Genomic DNA, 22942 nt, shown 5'->3' on the forward strand with positions numbered 1-22942 from the left:
AAGGTATCTTTGTCAGAAACAATTGTGTGTGTGAATTGTCATTTATAGTTGGCATATCGATGCTGTTTACAAAGGTTCTCATTGCGTTAAAGAAGGTAAGATGAAAGTACTCCTAATTGAAGATGAAGAAGATTTAAGGGAAATAGTCAAAGCGTCATTAATCAAAGAAGAATATACGGTAGAAACCGCCGGAGATTACCGGGCAGCACTTGAAAAGGTTGCGGTATATGACTACGATTGTATATTGCTCGACATCATGCTGCCTGGAGGTAATGGTCTGCAGATCCTCGGTCAGCTCAAAAATGAATGCAAGTCCGATAATGTAATTATTATCTCGGCAAAGGACTCTTTGGACGATAAGCTAAAGGGACTCGAGCTTGGAGCCGATGACTATTTGACAAAACCCTTTCACATTGCGGAGCTGAACGCACGGATTAAAGCCGTGCTGCGAAGAAAACAACGGGAAGGTAGGCATACGTTGGAAATGGGCAACATCGTGTTGGACCTCAATGAACGCTGCTTATTCATTAGGCAGGAGCCCGTACCGTTAAATAGGAAGGAGTTTGATATGCTCAACTACTTCTTATTGAACAAAAATAGACTGGTTAGCAAAAGTGCACTGGCAGAACATGTATGGGGCGATAATACGGACCAGGCGGATAATCTTGATTTCATCTATTCACAAATAAAAAACTTACGCAAAAAATTCTTGGCTAATCATGCTGATGTGGATTTCGAAGCGGTGTACGGAATCGGTTATAAACTTGTCGAAAAATGAAATTAGCCAACCAAACACTAAAGTATCTTTCGATCTCTGTGCTGGTGGTCATCGCGCTCTGGTCAACCCTATTTTATTTATTTATGCTGGAGGTGATCCATGATAATATCGACGAGGAACTCGAAAACCAAAAACGGCTCATTATTCAGGAGCTTTCCAGCAATCCCACTGTAGCTCCAGATTTGGAGTTTGGGGTAAATAACTATAAGGTGCGGCAGATCTCCGAAGAACAAGCCCTTAAGATGCAAAATGTTTACAAGGATACCATGCTGTATATGCAGGACGATGATGATCCCGAACCGGAACTGGAACCCGTCCGGATGTTGACGACAGCATTCGAACATCAAGGACATTATTATGAACTTTCGATCATCAACTCGATGATTGAAGAAAGTGATCTGATCAAGAATCTCTTTTATTCCGTTGTTATTTTATTTATTCTGTTGGTCATCAGTATCGTATCCATCAATAAAGTCGTAATACAACGTTTATGGGGGCCATTATATACTTTCTTGGATCAGTTGACACGATTCCGTTTGGGCAAAACCAAGGAGAAGCCTGCTATGGATACGCAGATACAGGAATTTAAAGATCTCGAGCTAGCTGTGTCTACTTTAATTCGCCATAACGAAGAAAGCTATGAACAGCAAAAACAGTTCATTGGCAATGCTTCGCATGAATTACAGACACCGTTGGCCATTATGATCAATAAATTGGAGATAATGGCGGAGACGGAGGGGCTAAACCAGGAACAGGCGGAGACTGTGGCAGCGGTATTAGCAACTGCCGAGCGGCTTGTTCGCCTCAATAAATCCTTGTTGCTGTTGAGTAAAATTGAGAATAAACAATTTTTGCACAACGCGGATCTTCCGTTCAATGCCCTTGTGCTGAATATTGTGGCGGAGTTGGAGGCTATTGCTGCGTTTAAAAAGGTCAGTATAAATGTTGTTCAAGAAGATCAGCTGAACGTGCAAATGGACAGTGCTTTGGCCAATATCGTTGTGTCAAATCTCCTGCGGAATGCGTTGTTCCACAATAAATTGGGGGGTGAGGTGAATATCCGTATTACGAACAAAGGACTGACCGTGTCCAATACGAGTACACATGCCGCCTTGGATGCTAACCTGGTATTTTCCCGTTTTTATAAGTCAGATGCAGCATCCAAAGGTACTGGCTTGGGGCTGGCCATTGTGCAGGCCATCTGTCACCTCTATGGTTTTGTGATCGTCTACCAGTACGAAAATAACCAGCATAGCTTTCAGGTAAATATGTTCCCTTAGAAAATATACCAGCGGCAGGCAAGTGTTCCCAAATCTTTACAGATTCGCTTTTTTACTTTGTAGTATACTAAAAAATAGAATCATGAATTGTAAATTAATCTGGAGTGCATTCGTGCTTGCACTGACAACAACAGGAGCTATTGCGCAAGATATACCACAAAGTCAAGTGCCCGCTGTGGTGGTGAACAGTTTCCAACAGAAATTTCCAAAAGCCAAAAAAGTGGAGTGGGAGGTGAAAGGTAATGTGTATGAAGTGGAATTTGAAACGGGCTTATTTGGTACAGACCAGGAAGCTTGGTTTCAACCTAACGGAAAAGTTTTGCGGTATAAAACTGAAATCAACAAAAAAGAATTGCCGAAGAGTGTGCTGGACCGAGTGAAGAGAGATTTTCCGGGCTATCGCATTGAAGACGCAAAAAAGATTAACGCTGAGCAGAAAGTGAGTTATGCGTTTGAAGTGAAAAATGGCAAAGAGGAGTGGAAGCTGGTACTCGATCCACAGGGAAATGTGCTGACGAAGGTAAGGGACTAAACCAATATTGCTGTAAACAATAACGCTTTGATGATGTTACCAACTTTGCACGTCGGGAAAATGACCTGTGTAAAACCACCTTGCCAACAAATTGTGAATAGCAAGGCGGTTTTTTGTTTTGAGACTAATCTTCTCCTTCCTCTGCGTGGAGTTCAAAAGATAGCTTTATGAGATCCTGACCAGCAAACTTAGCGGTATATTCCGAAGAGTTCCAGTCAGCACGGGTAACTTTTGCTTTTGTGGTTGCATCGTTAAACTTGCGAAGTACAAAGACTACATTTTTTTCGCCTTCATTATCTTTTCCTGCTGTAAAGTACGTGATGATTCCTGTTGTCTCCGTTGCTCCATTGACTGCAGAGCCATCACCGTAGGTAGTTTCTTTCGTTTGAAAGATTGCTCCGCTTCCTGTACTGCTATTGGGATTAAGAACAAAGGAACCACCTGTAAGGAATGCCTTATAGTAGTCTGCTGTTGCTTTATTGATAATGTATTGCCCCTGGATTTCTTTTGAAGAAGCATCAAATTGTTTTAATTCAATTTTATAGATACCTGCGGGATGGAGGTGAGCATGTCCTCCTGCCAATGCTGTTCCCTTCTCATCAAAGCTGATAACAATTGGTTCTACCTTTTCTTTGTCGGCAAGATCATGGAAATGGTCTCCATGGGCTTCGCCAGCTACTTCAGTAAATATAAGCTTATAGGCAACTTTGGCATCTGTACCTTGTATGGTTAATGGCGATTCTATTGTAGTTGTATTTCCGGCTTTGTCGGTTACTGTAAAATGAAAATGATAGGCTCCTGCGGGTGCATCCGCCGGAACATCGATGTGTTCATGAAATGTCGCATTTTTTACACCAATGTATTTCCCATCCGTATAGGCTTTTGTGAACTTATATTGACCACCACCTTCCTGATGAACCTCTATTTCGATCTTAGCAATGAGTGCTTCGGCGAGAATATCACCTTCAAGATGAAGGTCTGACCCCGCCTGAACAGTTTTGTTATTGCCACTGCCGATTTCGAGTGCGCTGATCTGGGGCTTTGCAAGTGCTGGAATTTCCTCGTTATCTTTCTTGCAGGATGATAAAAAACCGAAAAGAATTGTACTTAACAGGAAGAAGAAGCGAATGTTTCTAGTTTTCATGTAAAATGGATTTAATTAAATTGAGTTGATAAATATGTATGGTATTATTCGAGTATGCGGATGCTGATTCCTTTTTGGCTGCTCCATCCCGCCAGATCAGTCACCTGGATCATAAAATGATAATTGCCCGGATCGATATCGGCTGGTACATCAATCTTTAATTCGGCATCGTATTGCTGTGGCTGACCCGGAATATTGACCGTCTTGACTAAAGTAAAAGGTTTGATAGGCGTTTTGATAGGTTCTATAGTACACTCTCCGATTTCTGTGCTATGCGAATGATGATCAAAATTGTGGTGTACATCAATACTATAGCTTCCGAGCGCTACATTGTCGGATAGCTTACTGTGGAAAGTAAAGCTCGTACCGCGTTTAATGGTGCTGCACTGTTTTGGAAAGGCCGTTTCGGAATCGATGGTGATGACCGGTTTTTCGGTGTCGATACTTTCCTTATCTTTCTTACAGGCAACGGCCATCGTAAGTAACACTGTAATAAGGGTGTATTTTTGAAGTGTTTTCATAGGAAATAGTTTCATTTTTAAATTTTTATTCATTCGTATATCTTTTATTGGTATGCATACCTGTGTGACGCTCGGTTATTCAGGTGTCTTCGTTACAAATTGTATAAGAATTCACTGTACCCTTCGATTCACGTAATTCATTGCGATCAAAGGCTCATTTAAAGCGGTTGTCTTTCGGTAGATGTTATTTTTATTCTTCATTCGCGGTGATTCATGTTATGATCTGGACTGTTTTCCAAAGGGAACTCCAATGGATAGCATAAAATTCCTTCCCTGTTCAGGCAATGAGATCAGCCGATAAAAGCTGGTATGATCCATATACTTCTTATCAAATAGATTTTGAACCTGTAAGCGTAATTGGAGGGCAGATCCCGAAAACCGAAGCTGTGTTCCTGCTCGAAAGTTGAAGACCTGATAAGCTGCTGTGGACTCTTCTGGCGGAACAATATGATGCTGTGCAGCTGTCCATTTGCAATCGACGGAAAGGTAGGTCTCTTTAAAATGTTTGCTGTTTTTTGCTGTCCAGCTGATGTCCATCAACGCTGAAGGCGCCGGAGAGAATGGAAGTGTATAGCCTTTCTTTGCACCCGATAGTTGTTCTGATCGGACGTATTCGCCCAATAATTCTACTTTCCATTGTTTCAAAGGTTGATAGCTGAGCTTCAATTCAGCTCCATAGCGGCGAACACGGCTTTCCATATATTCAAAGATTTGATTGCCGGCACCATAATATTGATCGTAGCGCGACGTGGGGTTGAGGTAGATATAATTAGAAAAGTAATTAAAGAACGGCGTAAAGGCGACAAAGACTTTTCTGGGACTCCAGGTCAATGATAAATCCAGCTGGTAGGATTGCTCGGGCGACAAGGATTGATTACCTTTTTCATAACTGAAGTAGTGATAGTTGACACCATTAGCACCGAGCTCCTGTGCAATAGGAGCCCTGAAACTCTTTCCTACATTGATTTTTGTTTCCAGATCTCCGAATTGATGTGCCGCTCCTAGAGACCAAACCAGGCTATTGAAACGGCGACTGAGGGCTGAAGCCCGAACTATTCTAGCCGATTGATTGTCTTCCAGCTGTGATTCGAACCAATCCTGATAAGGTGAGGTCTGAATATGGCTGTAATCGTAACGCAACGCCCCGTACAGCATCGTTTGGTCCGCGAGCTTGTATTGATCGTAGACGAATATGCCCATTGCTTTTTGGTTAAATGAGGGGATGAGGAAGCCCCAGCCATCGATCCGGTTATCCTGATACTCTCCATTTGCACCTAGGGTAAGTCGATGTCTAGCCAACTCAAATTGGTCTTTTACAGTGATACTATAGACCCGTTTGTCATACAACCTTTCCAAATTGATCGGGATAGTCATATCGTTTGGATAAACGGGAGGCATATAACCATGCGCGGTGTAATTGTTGTACTCTTGGCGGTAGTTTTTCTGATAACCCAGGTCTATCCAAAGCTTATGCTTATCCAGATCGATAAAGTTGCGGTTAATAATCTTCAGGTGATTGACCGTCTGGCAAGGGAAACCAATGTCACGACTGGATTTGTCATAAAGAGCTGTATCTACGCCCCGCGGTTCCAAGCCATGCGCATTGGCAAAGAAGCCAAGCTTTGTATGATAATTACTCAGGTAGAAAATCGAAGAAAAACGATCCGATAGATATCCACCACGTAGTTGAAAATGTGTTTCTCGTCCTGCTGTGTTGCGAACATGCCGATCTTTCAGGCGTACCGCATAATTGTAGACATAGACGGTATCTGTGGGCACTCGGTAATCGCCGTATTCCAGGTGCGTGAATCCGCCTCCAAATACCCAATTCCCCTTTCTACCCTGTGCTTGTAGCGATCCGCCAAAAGTCGCGTTGTTTGACTTTGTCAATAGGTTAAACTGCCCTTTAAAACCTGTCTTCTGTAGTTCCGCTGACGGTGCTAACCGAACCACACCCCCAATAGCATCTGAGCCATAGAGAAATGAGCTGGCCCCCTTAAGTACCTCGGCACTTCCCACACTGAATTGATCGATTTCCAGTCCATGATCCAATCCCCACTGCTGGCCTTCATGTTTAATGCCATTTTCTACCGTGGCCACACGATTAAATCCGAGCCCTCTAATTTGCGGTTTAGATTGATTGGCACCTATGCCGATGGCGCTGACACCGGGAAGTCGGCTTAATGTCTGTATTAAACTCCCGCCTTGGTATTTTTGTATAGAGTCGGCAGTCAACAGCTGGATCGATAATGCGCCCTCTGCTGCGCGGTGATAACGTCGCCCGCCTACTTTAACTTCTTCAAGCTCGATGCTCTTCTCCTGTCCATAGCAAGGAAAAAATAGTTGTTGTGCTGCGATAATTGAAAAAATAATATACCTATTCATCTATGTGTATTCGATTCGTAAAGCGTGCAATCCATATGTATTCCTATTCACATGTATTGCAATTAAGTTGCAACAAATATAGGGAAAAGATTTTAAAAGCAATATAGTTGCATTATAATAGACAGAATTGACTGAACTATACAGTGGCAAAGTTTTTGTTGCTTTTTGGCGCCTGAAGAGTATAAAAAGCATGTTTTACAAGTAGTACATACGATAATATATGAAGTTAAGTGAAGAATATTCTATTAAAGTTGCCGCATTGCAATCGGCTGAACATCAATTGACAGTTGACCTTTCGAAACCCATTACGCCCGATATATGGCTTGATGTCCTGATTTATTTTGAGCACAACTTGCAGCAACCCAGTGCGGCTGCACTTTATGATGCATTATTTGAAAAAGGAACTGATTTTGCAGCAAACGTATATCTGAACGAAGAGGATTACACCTTTTTTATTGATAAAATACGGACAATATTGGAGCGCTATGCTGCAATCAATCCTCACGCATGGGTGGAGCTTGGCTTACAGTATATTTTATGCCGCCGACATGTGGTGGATAAAGAAAAAGCTTCCCTTTATTTGAAGAGGGGCATCGATGCGGGTGTTGAATGGGCAAGACCTCTTTATTTATACTACAATTATTTAGGCATGCTGGCTGCTATTGACCGCGATAGCGCCAAGGCCGAACTGGATGAGCTCGCGTTGGGCGGAGATCGCTGGGGAATAGCTTGTGCTGCCCATATCGATGTCTGGACCGATAAATACGAAGAAGTCTTTGATCGTATACAGGTGCTCAAGCAGTCTCCGGAGCGGAAACTACTGCGTCATTATTATGAGGCGCTACAATTTTACTATGCGCGTAAAGAGGACAGGGGCAAACGCCTGGAAACCCTGGAAGAGGGTATTGCGATGGCTGAATCTCGTTACTGCAGATTTGTGCTGAATGAAATAAAACGTGCGGAGGCGACTTCCTTAATTGAACAGGAGCTTCTTATACCGGAATATCAAGAGCTGTTTGAATACGGAATGATGGATGCTGCGGTGCAAATAGCACTTATCAAACTTCAGGTATTAGGCAATGAAAATAGGGAAAAACAGGATTTCGAAGAACCGCTGTGGTATCTCCAGAAAGCATACGATTATAATAACAATTATGCAGGCTATCGTCTTGCTTGTCTCTATCTCTATCAGAACGCGCTGCAGGACATCGAAAAGGGATTATCTTTATTGCATCTGCTCGACGAGAAAGATAATTATGTGGAAGCGCAGGTTGAACTTGCTGAAATCCTCCTCGAAGGTCAGTTCCTTCCTAGGAATGAAACATCAGCATTCCAGCGCTTCAGCGCAATGGCAGAAAAAAATATTGCTTACGCCAAGTTGCGTCTAGGCAATATGCTCGAATCTGGTTACGAGGGTTTGGCTCCGGATTACAAAGCCGCCTTTGATTATTATCAGGATGCCGCAAAAGATAAACTGCCACAAGCTTTATATCAAGTCGGCAGATTCTTAAAGTATGGAATCCATAATGATGCGCCTGATCTGGCAGCTGCATTGCCTTACTTCGAGGAAGCGGCAGTATATAATAACGCTACTGCGCTGACTGAAATGGGTTTAGCTGCTGAATTAAAATCCGAACCGGATTATAAATTGGCCTTTGATTATTTCTCGCGTGCGGCAGATCTTGGCTATCCCTATGCCTATTATTTAAAAGGTATTTATTTGGAAAATGATTATCACCAGTCCGGAGCTCCCCAACCGAAAGCAGCTTTTACTGCCTTTGAAACCGGAGCCGGGATGCAGGAGCTAAATAGTATATATGAACTGGCGCGATGTTACCGGGGGGGCATAGGTACGGAGATAAATCTGGACCGGATGATTGCTTTATACCAACAGGCTGCTGAACGAAATCATGTACAGGCTTTGACTGATCTGGGTCTCTGTTATGAGTATGGTTATGGATTGAACCAAGATACATTTAAAGCACAGGAAAATATTAAGAAAGCTGCTGATCTGGGGTTCCCTTATGCAATTTACGTATTGGGACGATACTATTTGACCGGTTTGGTGCAACAGGATGTAGCGCATGGTCTTCAGCTTTTGGAAGAGGCAGCACAAAAAAATGTGGCTGAGGCACTCGTGCTGCTTGGCGACTACTTTTTCTTCGACTATGATCAGCGGGAAGAATACGACAAAGGTTTTGATTACTACATGCGTGCCGAAAAACTTGGCTATCTGACGGAGGGAATTGGCATGTGCTATGAGTTTGGTATCGGCGTGGAAGCACAGCCAGCAAAAGCATTTGGATATTATACACAAGCTGCGGAGCGAGGAAATCAGCAAGCGAGCTACCGATTGGCCCGTTGTTATTATTTTGGAATAGGTACCGAGATCGATAAAGCAGCCGCCTATGGGTATTTTATGGAAGTAGCGCAGCAAGGGAATGTGTATGCCGCTTACTTTGTTGCGGTGCAACTGCTGGAAGGAGATGGCGTACAGATGGACCTTCAAGACGGTGTCGAATGGCTTACGAAGGCCGCAGAAGCCGATCATGCTGACGCACAATATAAGCTGGCCAACTGTTATCTCATGGGGGATGGGGTAGAAGAAAATGAAGATCTTGCCCTGGAGTGGTTTGAACGGGCGGCAGCCAATGGACATGAAGATGCTATTCGATTGACAAAGAAAACGAGAAAGTAAGAAAAACATGCAAGAAGAAAAATCCTATTCCTTTCAGGTCAATCTGAAAGGAATGATAGCACTGCTCTCAGAACACCTGTATAGCGATCCCAATACATTTATTCGGGAACTGCTTCAAAATGGTGTGGATGCAATTACAGCATTGAAACACTTGGATGAACAGCATCAAGGAAAAATAACTATTGAGCTGCCAAGCACTGAACAACCGAAGTTTCTGTTCAGCGATAATGGAATAGGCCTAAAAGAGGCCGATATTCATCAATTTTTGTCGGTTATCGGGGAGAGTTCAAAGAGTAAGGACATCAAGGATGCTCAGGACTTTATCGGCAAGTTTGGTATTGGATTGCTTTCTTGTTTTGTGGTCAGCGATGAGATTATTGTTGAAACAAAGTCCGCTCTTGAACAACTGCCTCTACGTTGGACGGCCAGAGCTGAAGGGGACTATAAAATCGAGCGTCTGACAGAAGATATTCCTGTCGGGACACGGGTTATCCTAAACCCTAAAAAGCAATTCACCTATATTTTTGAAGGGGATTATTTTGAGAAAAAAATTAAGTTTTACGGAGATGCGCTGCGAGAAACCATTTCTATCGTGGTGGGAGGTGCCGAAAAGATCATCCATAAAGAAGCACCTAAATGGCTGGCTCCATCGGTTTCGAAGGCGGAATTGCTTGCTATAGGCAAAGAACTCTTTCATGTCAACTTTTTGGATGCAATTCCATTTGAAACGACGGCGGGTAAGGCAAAGGGTGTGTTGTATATTTTACCTTTCCGTACCCAGTTTAGTAGTAAGCAGCGTCACCGAATTTACTTGAAGCGCATGTTTCTTGCCGAAGAAGATCAGTCTATTTTGCCAAATTGGGCCTTTTTTGTCCGGATGCTTGTCAATACAGAGGAACTTAGTGCTACTGCCTCACGCGAGTCTCTGATGAAAAATGATCTATTGCGGCAGGCGCGAAAAGAAATTGCAGCTGTGCTCAAAACGTATCTGCAACAAGTGAAGAAGATAGACTTCGATATTTATATACGCATTATCCAGACACATTATCTCCATTTAAAAGCTTTTGCGCTCGAAGATCCCGACTTCCTGGCTATTTTTTTAGCTGATATCCCGTTTGAAACCAATCGCGGACAGCGGAGTTTCCAAAATATCATCGATCAGCAACAGCAGCTCTATTATTGTGCTGATTTTGAGGATTTCAAACAGATTGACCGTATGGCCGATACACAGGGAATGATTCTTGTGAATGCTTCTTATACCTTTGATACGGAGTTGCTCCGCAAGATCAAACAACGATACCCCGACTATAAGATAACAGAGATGTCGCCAAATCAGCTCCTGGAAACATTTCAGCCGATTCATGAGGATGAGCAAAATCAATATGTTTCTTTTCAGAAAGAAGCGCAGCGCATTTTGGACGATTACAGCTGCATCTTGGAAATTAGGCGGTTTAAACCGATTGATACACCGGCTATTTTTACAAAAATGGACCAAAATAGTGTAGAGAGTACGATTAGCCAATTAAAGGAAAATGCAAATCCCTTTGCGCAGGTGCTCAAGACATCCAGACCGAGTAAGATCCAGAATACCTTATGTTTAAATGCGGATAATCAGCTGATCATCACCCTAATGGATATTAAAGATGCCTACATGCTGCGTTCAGTCATGGAAGTACTTTACGTGCAGGCACTTATTTTGGGCAAGTACCCTGTCCAGGAACGGGAAATGAAGGTCATGAACGAAGCCCTAAAGAGCCTCATTGTAATGGGGCTGGATAATTTTGTAAATCTTTAACGCGGTGGAGGGATTTCTACACTAGGTCAGAATTTCCCTTTACCTTTTAGAGAGCTTATTTAAAAAGGAAATATTTCATTAAAAGAAGAGAATAAGAAGATGTATACACTTAAAATTCAGAAACTGCGCAATCAGGTTGCACGCGTAGACAATACCTTGGAGAAGGTTAATCTATTGACACAGGCTATACGGATTGCAGATGAAAACCAAGATATTGAATGGGGATATGACCTTCGTTTAGATTTAATCAGTGAAGAGATAGACCTCGCTTTTTCAACCGAGTCTTTACCCGCATTTGCATGGATATTACAAGCTTACGATGAAAATCCGGAACTCTTTAATGAAGAAGATTTCTTATGGCAATACAAATGGATGATGTCCGAATTATACGATAATCCTGCTGTCAGCCGTGAGCAGATTGAAGCAGCTTTGGGCGACTTTGAAAAACGCTTGATTCGTAACGGTTATGGAAAGCGTGCCATACACAATGAAGAGTTAAGTGATGCCCTTGCGCAAAAAGATATATCCGCTGTCGAGCGCGCATTGCACAGCGTAAATGCTGTGCAAAGAGATGACATGAGCGACTGTGAAGCCTGTGAAATGGATGCCGAAGTATCAGCAACACTATTACAGTATGGATATACTCCTGCTGCCGAGAAAGCCTTGCCCTTAATTGAAGGGCAGTTTACCTGTTCGCATGTCCCTTTGCGTACGGCCGTGAACCTGGCTTATGAAGGTCTTAAGCAAGGTGATACCGAACAAGCGGATAAAATGGCGCAGCTGGCAGAAAAGGAGATTTTTAAGAAAGAAAAGGACTCTGCAATTTTGATCTCGGCGATTAAACTAGCAACCTATTTTTCTTATACCGATAGTGGTAAAGCCAAGGGATGGATCGAACGTTTTTTACCTTGGGCCGATGGTCCCGAAAATAGATCCATGTTTCAATTGGCCTGCTACATCGCTGAAGCCATGAAGAACTTCGGTCCCGACGAACCTTTTATACTTGAGCTTGGCAATCAGCATAATCTTTTTCAAGGGAAAAATACCTACACCGCAAGCGAACTGGCGACCCATTATGGGAAACTAGCGGATCAACTTGCAGACCGTTTTGATCAACGCAATGGCAATAACAACTTTCGCAATCAGTTAATGTTCCTTTAGCTTGAATAGCCCTGGAAATCCCTGATTTCCGTGATGAAATCCCGATGTTTTGAATACTATCTTTGTGTAAATGAGCATTTAATGCTGAAATATAAAGAAAAAATAGATCAACAATGATTAAACAAATTATTACTGGCATGGTGACCGTAGCGGTATTGACTATGTCAAGTTGTAGTTCGGGAGAAAAAGATCCTGCAGCATACAACAATTCGATCATTACTGTTATCAACAGTAGTGAAACACATGTGACGGAGATGAATGCTGCAATGAATGGTTCCGATTATACGAAAGCCGAACAGGTACGTGCAGACTGGGAAAAATCTCTGAATGATGATATCAAGAAAGTAGAAGATCTGGGAGATTTCAAAGGCGATGCGACATTCCAAAAAGCAGTGCTTGATGGCTTAAATGGGTATAAGAAAATCGTTACGGAGGATTATCCCAAATTGATTGAGCTCCGAAAAAATAAAACACCAGATGCTGCCAAAGAGTCTGCATTGCTTGACAATATTAATAAAGCGTTTGAAAATATGAGCAATGGTGTCAATAAAGCATCTACAGCATTTGAAAGTAAATATAAAAGTTAAAATTATTGCATGCGCAGTTCGGTAAGCCACATCAGCAAAAATGATGTGGTTTTGTTTTTTGCCGTGCAGCTATTGTTGCTTGAGAAACAAGGGATCCTAAAATCTTTGCGCAGTATTGTAGGACAGCACCTAGCAAAACAAAATGCTAACAAACGTTAAAACTCCTTAGGCTGAACTTGAATTTCATATTTTTATGTAGTTTTACGTGAAGCTTGGCGGAGAGTGCCAAGTATAAGTGAATACGGTCAAAGAGTTTATGTGATCAAAAGCTATTGACAAAAACAGATTTCAATGAAAGCCATATCAATTTTAACTGCTGTGATTTTGTCTTCCTGCGCCAGTATACTAATGACAGCCAGCGCCCAGGAAGCCACAAAAAAATTGGATTACGTAGTGCTTATGAACGCTGATACCCTTTATGGAAAAATCTCCTCCATCAAGGATCACAAACTCAAATTTGAAAATCAACAGAAAGAGAAGCTAACTTTTACCCCAGACCAGGTATTTCGTGCTTACTGGGAATCAAAAAGAAAAGTCTATGCACCCTCTTATGTCGAAAATGGCTTGGAACCTGTTCAGGGAACTTCTCCACAAGTATTTCAAATAGGCCGATATTATACAGAGGAGCCAACTTTTGCTGAAGTGTTGGTTGACGGAGAAATAATGGTTTATTATGTGTCTAATTTGAATCTCGGTGGTGGCGGCGGAATGATGTTTGGTACAGGCGGTGGTGGTACGATGTTATCCATTGGAGTCAGTAAGTCTAAATATGCCTATGCATTAAAAAAGTCAACCGGTGAGGTGATTGAAATAAATAGCAATACGAATGGACTTTTTAGCAACAGCAAAAAGAAGCGGACAATTGCTTTGGGGCGTTTGATCAATGACGAACCGGAGCTATTTGCTGAGTTTGAAAATGAAAAGAAGTACGATTATGATCTTTTTATAAAGTACGTTATGCGCTACAATGAGCTTCAACTTTCAAAAACCTCTTCCGAGGAGAGAAAGAAACTTATTATTTATTGATATTTTTTTTAATTACTGATTCTGCAATTAAACGAATTTATGATACTTACAATCTTTATTGTACTGACTATAGTCGCCGCTTACGGCTTTTGGTTGCTATTTGAAAAGGCAGGACGCAAAGGCTGGGAGGGAGTTGTGCCCGTCTATAGTCAGTGGATCCAATCACGTATCCTGGGCAAGAAGACCTGGCAGCTGATCCTTTTGCTTGTTCCGATCGTCAATATTTTTGTCTTTTATAATCTCTACCTCGATTTTATTCATTGTTTTGGTAAAAGAAGATTTTGGGAAAACTGCGCCGCAGTACTGGTCCCTTTTATCGTTTTACCTCTTTGGGGCAAGGATAAAAATGTACAATTTCTAAATGGCCTATACGCCAAAAATCTGAAAGCAGCGCATGCCGAAGGTCGCGGGGCGACAAAGGAAGCTGAGTTGGAAATTGCGCATGAATCGTATATAGACTATAAGAAGAAATATCCCTATAAAAAATCAATGGTGCGTGAATGGGCCGACGCGATTGTGTTTGCAACTATCGCTGCAACGCTAATTCGGGGATTCCTATTGGAAGCATTTATGATTCCTTCGGGTTCCATGCAACAGTCTCTACTCATTGGCGATTATCTTTTTGTGAGTAAACTAAATTATGGTCCCCGCATCCCCAATACACCAATAGCCTTTCCTTTTGCACACCATACGATGCCATTAATAGGGGGGAAAGCATTTTCTGAACTTATTGAACTGCCATATAAACGCTTACCGGGCTTTCAAGAGATCAAACGTAATGATGTAATCGTTTTTAATGCACCAGCAGGTGATACGGTTGCTGTGGAAAATCAGGATTTGCCCTATTATGATTTGGTGCGTAGCATGGGACGTGAAGCCGTACATCAACAATTTACGATTCAGACCCGCCCAGTAGATAAACGTGAACATTTGATTAAGCGATGTGTGGGAATGCCGGGAGATAAAATCGGTATGAAAGAAGGAGTATTGTTTGTGAACGACAAGCCAGGTTTTGTTGCTCCGGAAAGTCAAATGGATTATATTGTGATCACCGATGAGACTGGTCTGGACGAACAGCGCTTGAAAGATATGGGAATAGAAGTCTCTCCCATTCAGCCCGGCGCTTATCTCATCTTTTTAACCCAAGAACAGGCGGCAATGGTGAAAACCTGGTCCAATGTCAAATCCATGCAAATGAACTTGGAAAAACCGGGAGTTGCACAAGCGAATACCTTTCCCAACGATCCACAATACAAATGGAACTACGATAATTTTGGCCCCTTTGTCATTCCTAAGAAAGGCATGACTATTCCTCTAAATGCACAGACCTTTCCACTCTACGAACGAGCTATCCGGGTGTATGAATATAACCAATTGGAAAAGAAATCGGATGGCTTTTATATCAATGGAAACCGAACAGATTCCTACACCTTTAAAATGGATTATTATTGGATGATGGGCGACAATAGGCACAATTCGCTCGATGCGCGGGATTGGGGATTTGTTCCGGAAGATCATATTGTTGGAAAAGCATTGTTTACATGGATGAGCTGGAATGCAGATGGTAATGGACTTTCCAAAGTACGGTGGAATAGAATTTTTAAAGGTATCCATTAGGGTAACAGCAGCCTAAAAAGAAAAAGGGGAAATGATAAACAGCATCATTTCCCCTTTTTTCTTTTTCATTAGCCCCATTGCTCCGTGTGGATCGCTGTACAGCAGAAAAAATCTGCAAAAAAAATCTTGCTGATTAACCGTATTAAAACCTCCAATCATTACGGCAGATAGACTTTGTAATTCAATCAGTTACTTGTTGAAGTACTTGAGATTTAAGTGTATTATATGCTTTTGTAACTATCTAATTTATAGATTGTTACGGTTTATTTTAATTGTTTTTTTGATTCAATCGAATTAATTTAGCTCCCATAAATAACCCAATTAACAATTATTTGAACGCTAAATTCCCATAAATTATGGCCAAAAAATTAACGCTCTTGATTTCAAGTGTAATTGCATGCACTTATATGGCAAATGCACAAAATCGGACAGTCAGCGGTACAGTGGTAGATAGGCAGGGGAAGCCAATTCCACAGGTATCCATTAAACTAAAAAATCGTTCCGGGGGAACGACAACAGATGATCAGGGGCGGTTTTCTCTACCCGTTTATCCCAAGTCAGTCATTGTGCTTTCAAGCGTAGGTTTTCTAAACAAAGAACAGGATGTTGACGGACAGACATCCTTAAATATAACGCTGGAGCCCGGCAATACCGAGTTGACCGAAGTGGTGGTGGTCGGCTATGGAACAGCCTCCCGAAAGGATGTCACTGGATCTATCGCAAGTGTAAAGGCCGAGCAATTGGAAAACGAGAATCCACAGAGTGTTTCGGACCTACTGAAGGGCAACATTGCTGGTTTGAGTGTTTCACAAAATACTTCTGCGAAAGGAGGCGGAGATCTGTTGGTACGGGGTAAGACGACATTAAGTGCATCAACCTCTCCTTTGATCGTGTTGGACGGAATCATCTACAATGGACAGCTTGCTGATATTAACCCCAACGATATACAGACCATAGACGTGTTGAAGGATGCCAGTTCATTGGCCGTCTACGGAGCGAAAGCTGCTACGGGTGTTGTTGCCATCACGACCAAGAAAGGAACGAGCGATAAACCTCTGCTAACAGCTAATACCAATTGGGGATTAGCAACACTTGCACAGAACCAGCGCGTGTATAAGGGACCTCATTTCCTACAATGGCGGGCGGATGTAGGCCGCGCTGGAGGAACCAAACCTGCCTATTTTTATGACGATCCACGAAACCTCCCCGCTGATGTAACTTTTGAGCAATGGCTTTCGGGGGGAAATAAAGATTTAGACCCTGTCGATATCTGGTTAGATAGACTTGGTCTTGTCGCGAATGAAAAAGCCAATTACATGGCCGGTAAGACGATTGATTGGTATGATGAGATCTTCAGAACCGGGATCCGTCAGGATCATACCGTCAGTATGAGCGGAAGAAAAGAAGATGTCAATTACTACATGTCAGTCGGCTATAATAAAAATCAAAATCTGATTGAAGGAGGTGAGTTCAGTACATTTCGCGCCCGCTTGAATCTCGAGGGAAAAGTGACGAACTTCTTACGCATGGGTGCTAATGTACAATATGCTGACCGCGATGAGGGGGCAATTGAAGCCGATTGGGCCCAGTTGACAAATTTATCCCCCTATGGTGATAAATATAACGCCGATGGTACATTGAGAAGAATACCGACAGACGATAGTGGATTGAATGCGCGTAACCCCTTCCTGAATATGACGTACAACGAACGCATGAACAAGCAGAATACCCTTTTTGCAAGTCTTTTTGCTAAAGTTAATCTGCCTTTTGGCATTAGCTATCAGTTTAATTTTAGCCCTGGAGTCGATATGTATCGTACGTTTAACCATAACTCCTCCGCCAATCCCAATGTGACCATTGTGGGTGGTTCGGCAAGCCGCGATCAGGAAACACGCTACAACTGGCAGATTGATAACCTATTGAAATGGAACCGCAAGTTTGCTGAAATCCATAACGTAGACGTGACACTTTTGGCCAATTCCGAGAAATACCAGACCTGGTGGACGCAGGCGGCTAATCAGGGATTTGTGCCTGGAGACTACCTTGGCTACCATAATCTTGCCAGTGGAAATCTGCCGACTGTCAATAGTGAAGACAAGGTATATACCGGCGATGCGCTGATGGCCCGCGTTAATTATAGCCTTATGGATCGCTATAATTTAACATTATCGGTGCGTCGCGACGGATACTCGGTATTTGGGGTGAACAGTAAAAGAGCGACCTTCCCAGCGGTAGCTGGAGCATGGACCTTCACGGAGGAGTCCTTCATGAAAAATATTTCATGGCTCAACTACGGTAAATTGCGTCTTTCCTATGGTATCAATGGGAATAGAGATCTGCGTAATCCAGATAATGGAACGGTAGATCCCTATGCTGCTTTATCGCAACTGACGGTCAATAAATATCAGACAGTGGATGCCAATGGTACTCCTGCCGAGGTCAATACCGTAGTAATCGGTTCACGAATGGGCAATGAAAACCTCAAATGGGAACAAACAACTTCACTCAATGCAGGCTTGGATTTCTCGATCTTAAAAGATCGGATCAGTGGATCGGTCGATGTATATAGCAAAAAGACAAATGATCTTTTGGTCAAACAGACGCTTTCCAGTGTGTCGGGCTACCAATTTGTTTATTCCAACTTGGCCGAAGTGAAAAATAAAGGACTCGAACTCAGTTTGACCAGTCGAAATATTGTCGATGGGAACGTCAAATGGAATTCCAATTTTATTCTTTCCTTAAATCGCAATAAGATTTCTCGCCTGGCAACAGCCAATGATGATCCGGGGAATGGCTGGTTTATTGGGCAAGATATTGATGTCATATGGGATTACAAAGTCTTAGGGGTATGGCAGGAAAATGAGGTTGAGGAAGCGAAAAAGTATACGAAGGCGAGCATTCGCCCGGGAGATTTCAAGCTCGAGGATGTCAACGGTGATTATGTGTACAATGACGATGATAAACAATTTATCGGTTATCGCTCGCCCCGCTTTACCTGGTCGCTTCGCAATGAGTTCAATATTTTCAAAAATATAGACCTCTCCTTTCAGCTGATTTCCAATTGGGGGCAGAAAAAGCAATTCAACCAGGCAAAGAACAATCCCGGAAGTGTCGGTTTTATGCGCTCCACATCTTACATTCAGCCCTATTGGACACCGGAAAATCCGACAAATGACTATGCACGTTTGGGTAGCGGTGCCAACGGAACCAGCTTTAATGTTTATTGGAAAAACAGTTTTATTCGGTTGAATAATGTGTCCCTCGCTTACTCTTTGCCAAAAACACTTTCCGAACGCATGAAGGTAAGAAATCTTAAAGTGTATGTCAATGTAAACAATGCGGCGGTATATGCGCCAGTTTGGAACTATTGGGATCCGCAGAATGATGGACCTACACCACGGTATTATACACTAGGCTTGAACGTATCCCTTTAATCAAATCAAGAACATGAAGAAAATAACTCTAAAAGTAGCGGCCGTTGTCGCATCAATATCATTGTTGGCGGCAAATGGATGTAAAAAAAGTTTTCTCGACTCCGATCAGCTGTCACAATATTCTCCATATAACCTAAACAACGTCGATGCCCTTAAAGGAGTCTTGAATGCTTTGGGAAAAGCAGCGCGGGGCGAATTTTTTGGTGATGCTGCTCCCATGTTGTCTGAATCTATATTTTCAGATGTCGCTGTGGAAGGAACGACTGATAAGGCTACACCGGCGCAGAATTTGGTCTCTTTGATTACTCCAGATGCCAATCTCAATAGTGATGACTTTAATAAAATAGGTTGGTATTGGACAAACTTTTTCGCTGCGGTCCGTTCGGCAAATACCATTATTAGCAACATCGACCGTCCAACCTACAGCTCGGACGCTCAAAAAAATGAAATCCTGGGAGCGGCCTATTTTTATCGCGCTTATTTTTATTACAGATTAGTGCACGAATTTGGTGATGTGCCCCTGCAGCTGAAAGATCTTTCGGCACCGAAATACGATTTCTATTCAACCAAAAGGGAGGTCATTCTGAAAAAGATGAAAGAGGATTTGGAATTTGCACAACTATGGGTGAAAGATGGCGTCAATAAGGGGGATGTGACCAATGGTGCAGTAAATCATCTGTTAGCAAAAATAGATCTGGCATTAGGTGACTTCGATGGTGCTATAGCTGCGAGCAGCAGAGTGATTGATGGGGGTAAATATGCTTTAATGAAAAGCCGTTTTGGCAGTACCGCTGCAGACCTGACAAAAAATGTCGTTTGGGATCTACATCGCATGGATAATAAAGCGATACCGGCCAATAAAGAAGCGCTATTTTTGGTAATCGACCGTCAGACATTGCAGGGGCGTACGGACCTGGGTTCTCAGTTGATGCGAAATACTGTCCCGGCTTGGCATTTTGCAAATTTAAAAATCCCACAGGGAGGTCTCCAGGCGATTGTCGATGCCGTGAATGCAGAGATCCCACTGACACGGATGTACGGCCGTGGTATTGGCCGCTATCGGGGTACGTATTACAGCACCAAAGAAATATGGACAGATAATACAGATTACCGGCATGCAAAGGGGATGTGGATGGATATGACCGATCTGGTGTATAACAATCCAGCCATCAAGGCCTCGAAAGATCCTGCAATTAGTAGTCTTTATGGGAAACCCATCCAACAGTTTACGAACCAAAATATCGATAAGGTATTTACCAACGGTTCGTTGGATACCATTCGGCACTGGTTTGGCTGGCCGCATTACAAGGTCTTTATCAATTCGACCAATCCATATGCCGAAGATCCAAATTGGAATCCACCGCGCGGAACAAACACGGACTGGTATGTATTCAGGTTGGCAGAAACGTATTTATTACGTGCAGAAGCCTACATCTGGAAAGGTCAACAGGCACAAGCCATGGCAGATATCAATGCCGTTCGTGGGCGCGCAAATGCTCAACTCTTACAAAATGCAGCAAAAGTGAATATTGGTACCGTCCTGGATGAACGGGCAAGAGAGTTATTTTGGGAGGAAGCGCGTAAAACCGAGCTGACACGTATCGCCTATATTTTTGCACAGACCGGTATTCCGGCTTATAATGGCAAAACATATAGCATGGCCAACTTTGCGCAAAAAAATTTCTTTTACGACCGTATTATTGAAAAAAATTCCTTTTATCGCAACAAGGTTCCCACGGTGCAGGGTGTACATTATGAAATTGCGCCATACCATGTGCTATGGCCTGTACCCGCATCCGCACAACGGTTTAATACCAACGGGATGATCAATCAGAACCAAGGCTATGCGGGAGCAGAGAACAATGTGCCTCCGCTCGATAAGATAATTGATTAGGAGCGATGGTCGGCTTGTAAATGAGCACTAGATGCTTTCTGATAATTTTGTTATTTTGATCTTCTAAAACCGGATAGGATGCGTTTCCGAATACGAATGCCTATCCGGTTATAAATAACCAAAAGAAAGAGGCGAGACGAGCTATGTATACTTTAACAAGAATGAAAATACGGGGATTTGCGCTATTGATATTGTTTTTTCAAATGGCATTGCTATTTGGCCAAAAGCCTATTACGCTGTTGCCCGGTACAGCCGAACATATTTTTAAGACTACAGAAGTATACTACCTTGAAGATAGCAGCAACGCCCTGTCGTTTGCAGCAATACGATCACCGGAACAGGCGCAACAATTTAAACCTAATGAGCGATACTATCCCAAAAATTTTAACAGATCCTCAACCTATTGGTTTAGGGTGAGAATGTCTTTTGATCAACACATATCCCGCGACCGGATTATTGAATTATTCGATCAGACTGCCGATATGGTGGAGGCATTTATCCCGACTGGAACTGGCGGTTTTGTCCATTATCAGGCCGGCGCTTCGATCGATTTCGAGAATAGGCAATTTATGCATAAGAATTTTGAATTTCTAATTCCTGCATTGCAAAAAGGCACTTACGAGGCTTATTTTAAGGTGCGATCGCGACAGATGGTCAACGTAATTTTGGTCTATCGTACCCTAGATCGTTTTGTTCAATATACGCTGACTGAATATTTTACATTCGGCCTGTTCTATGGGATGATCGTTCTGTTTAGTTTCAATAATTTACTCATGTATTTTGCCGTTAGAGGACGCCAATATCTATACTATGTCCTCTATATATTGTGTGTTGGATTGTACGAAATGTCTTCCGATGGTATCGCTTTTCAGTACCTATGGCCCGAAAATCCCTGGTTCAATCAATACGCAACAGCAGTTTTTGTCTGCTGTGTTAGTGTGTTTGCCTTGTTATTTACGAAATCTCTGCTTCATGTAAAGCAAAAAGAACCCAAATTAAATCGTTTGTTGGATCTGGTCATTATGTTGAGAATAGCGTTCTTTCTGTACTGTTTAGGTTTTAATCAGAACTGGTTTATCTACAAATTTGTTGAGGTCGTTCCCTTGTCAGTTGCCTTTTTTTCTGGGATATGGCTTTGGAAGAAAAACTATCGTCCAGCCCGGTATTTCGTGCTCGCTTATACGTTTCTTTTCCTGGGCTTTGTGTTGAAAGTAGTCTATGTATTGGGCTATGCGCGTTTTATACCCAGTTCGATCGGGCATTATAGCATTACATTTGGTTTTGTGCTGGAGATGACTTTTCTCTCATTCGCGATTCATGACAAAGTTCGGCTCCTGAAAAGCAAAAAAGAACGGGCACAAAAGAGAGTCATTGAACAGATGCAGATCAACGAGAAACTCCAGGAGAAGCACAACAGGGACCTCGAACGAAAAGTGCAGGAGCGCACGCTGGAGGTGATGCAGAAATCAAAAGAACTGCTTGAAAAGTCCGAAATTATTAACGATCAGAATCGCGAACTGAAAGAGATGAATAGCCTATTATGGGCTCAGTCGGAAGAAATTGGCCGCATGAACCAGTTGTTGACCAAGGATAATAAAAATTTACAGACCAATATTGAACGGATTACCGATGATCGGGTGCTTTCCAAGGAAATGAATTTTGAAGAATTTGGGGTAAAATATCCGGATAAGGAGACCTGTTATAAGGTTTTGTCCGATTTGAAATGGAAAAAAGAATATCGTTGTATAAAGTGTGGTTACGATAACTATTGCGCTGGTAAAACACCCTATAGCCGAAGATGCACCAAGTGTACCTATGAAGAATCTGTGTTGAACAATACGATTTTTGAAAACGTCCGTATTCCAATTAATAAAGCTTTTTATCTGGTTTATCTCGTCCATTTCCATCAGGGTGACATCTCTTCCTATAAGCTTTCGCAGAAATTGGGTATTCGGCAGAGTACCTGTTGGAATTATGCCAGCAAGGTAAAAGACATCTTGACAACAAGCGGTAAAAAACATAAAAAAAATGAAAAATCAGGTTGGACAAGATTGGTGCTGCAGGCACTGGACCGACCAACATAAATGCGA

15 protein-coding genes are annotated in these 22942 nt (G+C 42.5%); 12 read left to right on the forward strand and 3 right to left on the reverse strand.

Going from position 1 to position 22942, the window contains the following annotated elements; genetic code table 11:
- The first annotated feature begins 100 nt into the window (after nt 1-100).
- The 3 genes from AAW12_RS11895 (at nt 101) to AAW12_RS11905 (ending at nt 2590) form a co-directional block, all read left to right on the forward strand.
- Nucleotides 101-778, forward strand: a complete 678-nt coding sequence (locus AAW12_RS11895) for a response regulator transcription factor (protein WP_046673841.1) — start codon at nt 101-103, stop codon at nt 776-778.
- Nucleotides 775-2058, forward strand: a complete 1284-nt coding sequence (locus tag AAW12_RS11900; RefSeq protein ID WP_046673842.1) for a sensor histidine kinase — start codon at nt 775-777, stop codon at nt 2056-2058. Before AAW12_RS11895 ends, AAW12_RS11900 begins: the two co-directional genes overlap by 4 nt.
- Before the next feature lie 82 nt (nt 2059-2140).
- A complete protein-coding gene (locus AAW12_RS11905; protein ID WP_046673843.1) occupies nt 2141-2590 on the forward strand; it encodes a PepSY-like domain-containing protein in 450 nt (149 codons plus the stop codon).
- A 124-nt stretch (nt 2591-2714) separates the two neighbouring features.
- Here AAW12_RS11905 and AAW12_RS11910 read toward each other — a convergent pair whose 3' ends face one another.
- From AAW12_RS11910 to AAW12_RS11920, 3 genes are all read right to left on the reverse strand, one after another.
- Complete coding sequence (locus AAW12_RS11910) at nt 2715-3734, reverse strand: DUF4625 domain-containing protein (RefSeq protein WP_046673844.1); 1020 nt, start codon at nt 3732-3734, stop codon at nt 2715-2717.
- Between the two features lie 44 nt (nt 3735-3778).
- A complete protein-coding gene (locus AAW12_RS11915; RefSeq protein ID WP_046673887.1) occupies nt 3779-4255 on the reverse strand; it encodes a DUF4625 domain-containing protein in 477 nt (158 codons plus the stop codon).
- A gap of 216 nt (nt 4256-4471) precedes the next feature.
- Complete coding sequence (locus AAW12_RS11920) at nt 4472-6640, reverse strand: TonB-dependent receptor (protein ID WP_046673845.1); 2169 nt, start codon at nt 6638-6640, stop codon at nt 4472-4474.
- A gap of 220 nt (nt 6641-6860) precedes the next feature.
- Here AAW12_RS11920 and AAW12_RS11925 point away from each other — a divergent pair, with 220 nt between their 5' ends.
- From AAW12_RS11925 to AAW12_RS11965, 9 genes are all read left to right on the forward strand, one after another.
- Nucleotides 6861-9338, forward strand: coding sequence for a tetratricopeptide repeat protein (locus AAW12_RS11925; protein WP_046673846.1), 2478 nt, complete (start codon nt 6861-6863; stop codon nt 9336-9338).
- Between the two features lie 7 nt (nt 9339-9345).
- Complete coding sequence (locus AAW12_RS11930; protein WP_046673847.1) at nt 9346-11133, forward strand: HSP90 family protein; 1788 nt, start codon at nt 9346-9348, stop codon at nt 11131-11133.
- 99 nt (nt 11134-11232) lie between these two features.
- Complete coding sequence (locus AAW12_RS11935) at nt 11233-12294, forward strand: hypothetical protein (RefSeq protein WP_046673848.1); 1062 nt, start codon at nt 11233-11235, stop codon at nt 12292-12294.
- 113 nt (nt 12295-12407) lie between these two features.
- Nucleotides 12408-12881 carry a hypothetical protein gene (locus AAW12_RS11940; RefSeq protein WP_053003648.1) on the forward strand — a complete coding sequence of 158 codons (474 nt, stop codon included), beginning with the start codon at nt 12408-12410 and terminating at the stop codon, nt 12879-12881.
- A 291-nt stretch (nt 12882-13172) separates the two neighbouring features.
- Nucleotides 13173-13907, forward strand: coding sequence for a hypothetical protein (locus AAW12_RS11945; RefSeq protein WP_156167628.1), 735 nt, complete (start codon nt 13173-13175; stop codon nt 13905-13907).
- A 39-nt stretch (nt 13908-13946) separates the two neighbouring features.
- Nucleotides 13947-15524, forward strand: coding sequence for a signal peptidase I (lepB, locus tag AAW12_RS11950; protein ID WP_046673850.1), 1578 nt, complete (start codon nt 13947-13949; stop codon nt 15522-15524).
- 356 nt (nt 15525-15880) lie between these two features.
- Complete coding sequence (locus AAW12_RS11955) at nt 15881-18958, forward strand: SusC/RagA family TonB-linked outer membrane protein (RefSeq protein WP_046673851.1); 3078 nt, start codon at nt 15881-15883, stop codon at nt 18956-18958.
- Nucleotides 18959-18971: 13 nt separating this feature from the next.
- A complete protein-coding gene (locus AAW12_RS11960) occupies nt 18972-20852 on the forward strand; it encodes a RagB/SusD family nutrient uptake outer membrane protein (protein WP_046673852.1) in 1881 nt (626 codons plus the stop codon).
- Nucleotides 20853-21055: 203 nt separating this feature from the next.
- Nucleotides 21056-22936, forward strand: a complete 1881-nt coding sequence (locus AAW12_RS11965) for a 7TM diverse intracellular signaling domain-containing protein (RefSeq protein WP_197084024.1) — start codon at nt 21056-21058, stop codon at nt 22934-22936.
- The last annotated feature ends 6 nt before the right edge of the window (nt 22937-22942 follow it).

It is taken from the genome of Sphingobacterium sp. Ag1, from assembly GCF_000988325.1.
Taxonomy (GTDB): Bacteria; Bacteroidota; Bacteroidia; order Sphingobacteriales; family Sphingobacteriaceae; genus Sphingobacterium.

Bases quoted from the DNA above. Each gene is read 5' to 3' on its own strand.
- AAW12_RS11960 (WP_046673852.1), top strand. From the start codon at position 18,972: ATGAAGAAAATAACTCTAAAAGTAGCGGCCGTTGTCGCATCAATATCA.
- AAW12_RS11900 (WP_046673842.1), top strand. From the start codon at position 775: ATGAAATTAGCCAACCAAACACTAAAGTATCTTTCGATCTCTGTGCTG.
- AAW12_RS11910 (WP_046673844.1), bottom strand. From the start codon at position 3,734: ATGAAAACTAGAAACATTCGCTTCTTCTTCCTGTTAAGTACAATTCTT.
- AAW12_RS11895 (WP_046673841.1), top strand. From the start codon at position 101: ATGAAAGTACTCCTAATTGAAGATGAAGAAGATTTAAGGGAAATAGTC.
- AAW12_RS11955 (WP_046673851.1), top strand. From the start codon at position 15,881: ATGGCCAAAAAATTAACGCTCTTGATTTCAAGTGTAATTGCATGCACT.
- AAW12_RS11925 (WP_046673846.1), top strand. From the start codon at position 6,861: ATGAAGTTAAGTGAAGAATATTCTATTAAAGTTGCCGCATTGCAATCG.
- AAW12_RS11915 (WP_046673887.1), bottom strand. From the start codon at position 4,255: ATGAAAACACTTCAAAAATACACCCTTATTACAGTGTTACTTACGATG.
- AAW12_RS11920 (WP_046673845.1), bottom strand. From the start codon at position 6,640: ATGAATAGGTATATTATTTTTTCAATTATCGCAGCACAACAACTATTT.
- AAW12_RS11935 (WP_046673848.1), top strand. From the start codon at position 11,233: ATGTATACACTTAAAATTCAGAAACTGCGCAATCAGGTTGCACGCGTA.
- AAW12_RS11930 (WP_046673847.1), top strand. From the start codon at position 9,346: ATGCAAGAAGAAAAATCCTATTCCTTTCAGGTCAATCTGAAAGGAATG.
- AAW12_RS11945 (WP_156167628.1), top strand. From the start codon at position 13,173: ATGAAAGCCATATCAATTTTAACTGCTGTGATTTTGTCTTCCTGCGCC.
- AAW12_RS11940 (WP_053003648.1), top strand. From the start codon at position 12,408: ATGATTAAACAAATTATTACTGGCATGGTGACCGTAGCGGTATTGACT.
- lepB (WP_046673850.1), top strand. From the start codon at position 13,947: ATGATACTTACAATCTTTATTGTACTGACTATAGTCGCCGCTTACGGC.
- AAW12_RS11905 (WP_046673843.1), top strand. From the start codon at position 2,141: ATGAATTGTAAATTAATCTGGAGTGCATTCGTGCTTGCACTGACAACA.
- AAW12_RS11965 (WP_197084024.1), top strand. From the start codon at position 21,056: ATGGCATTGCTATTTGGCCAAAAGCCTATTACGCTGTTGCCCGGTACA.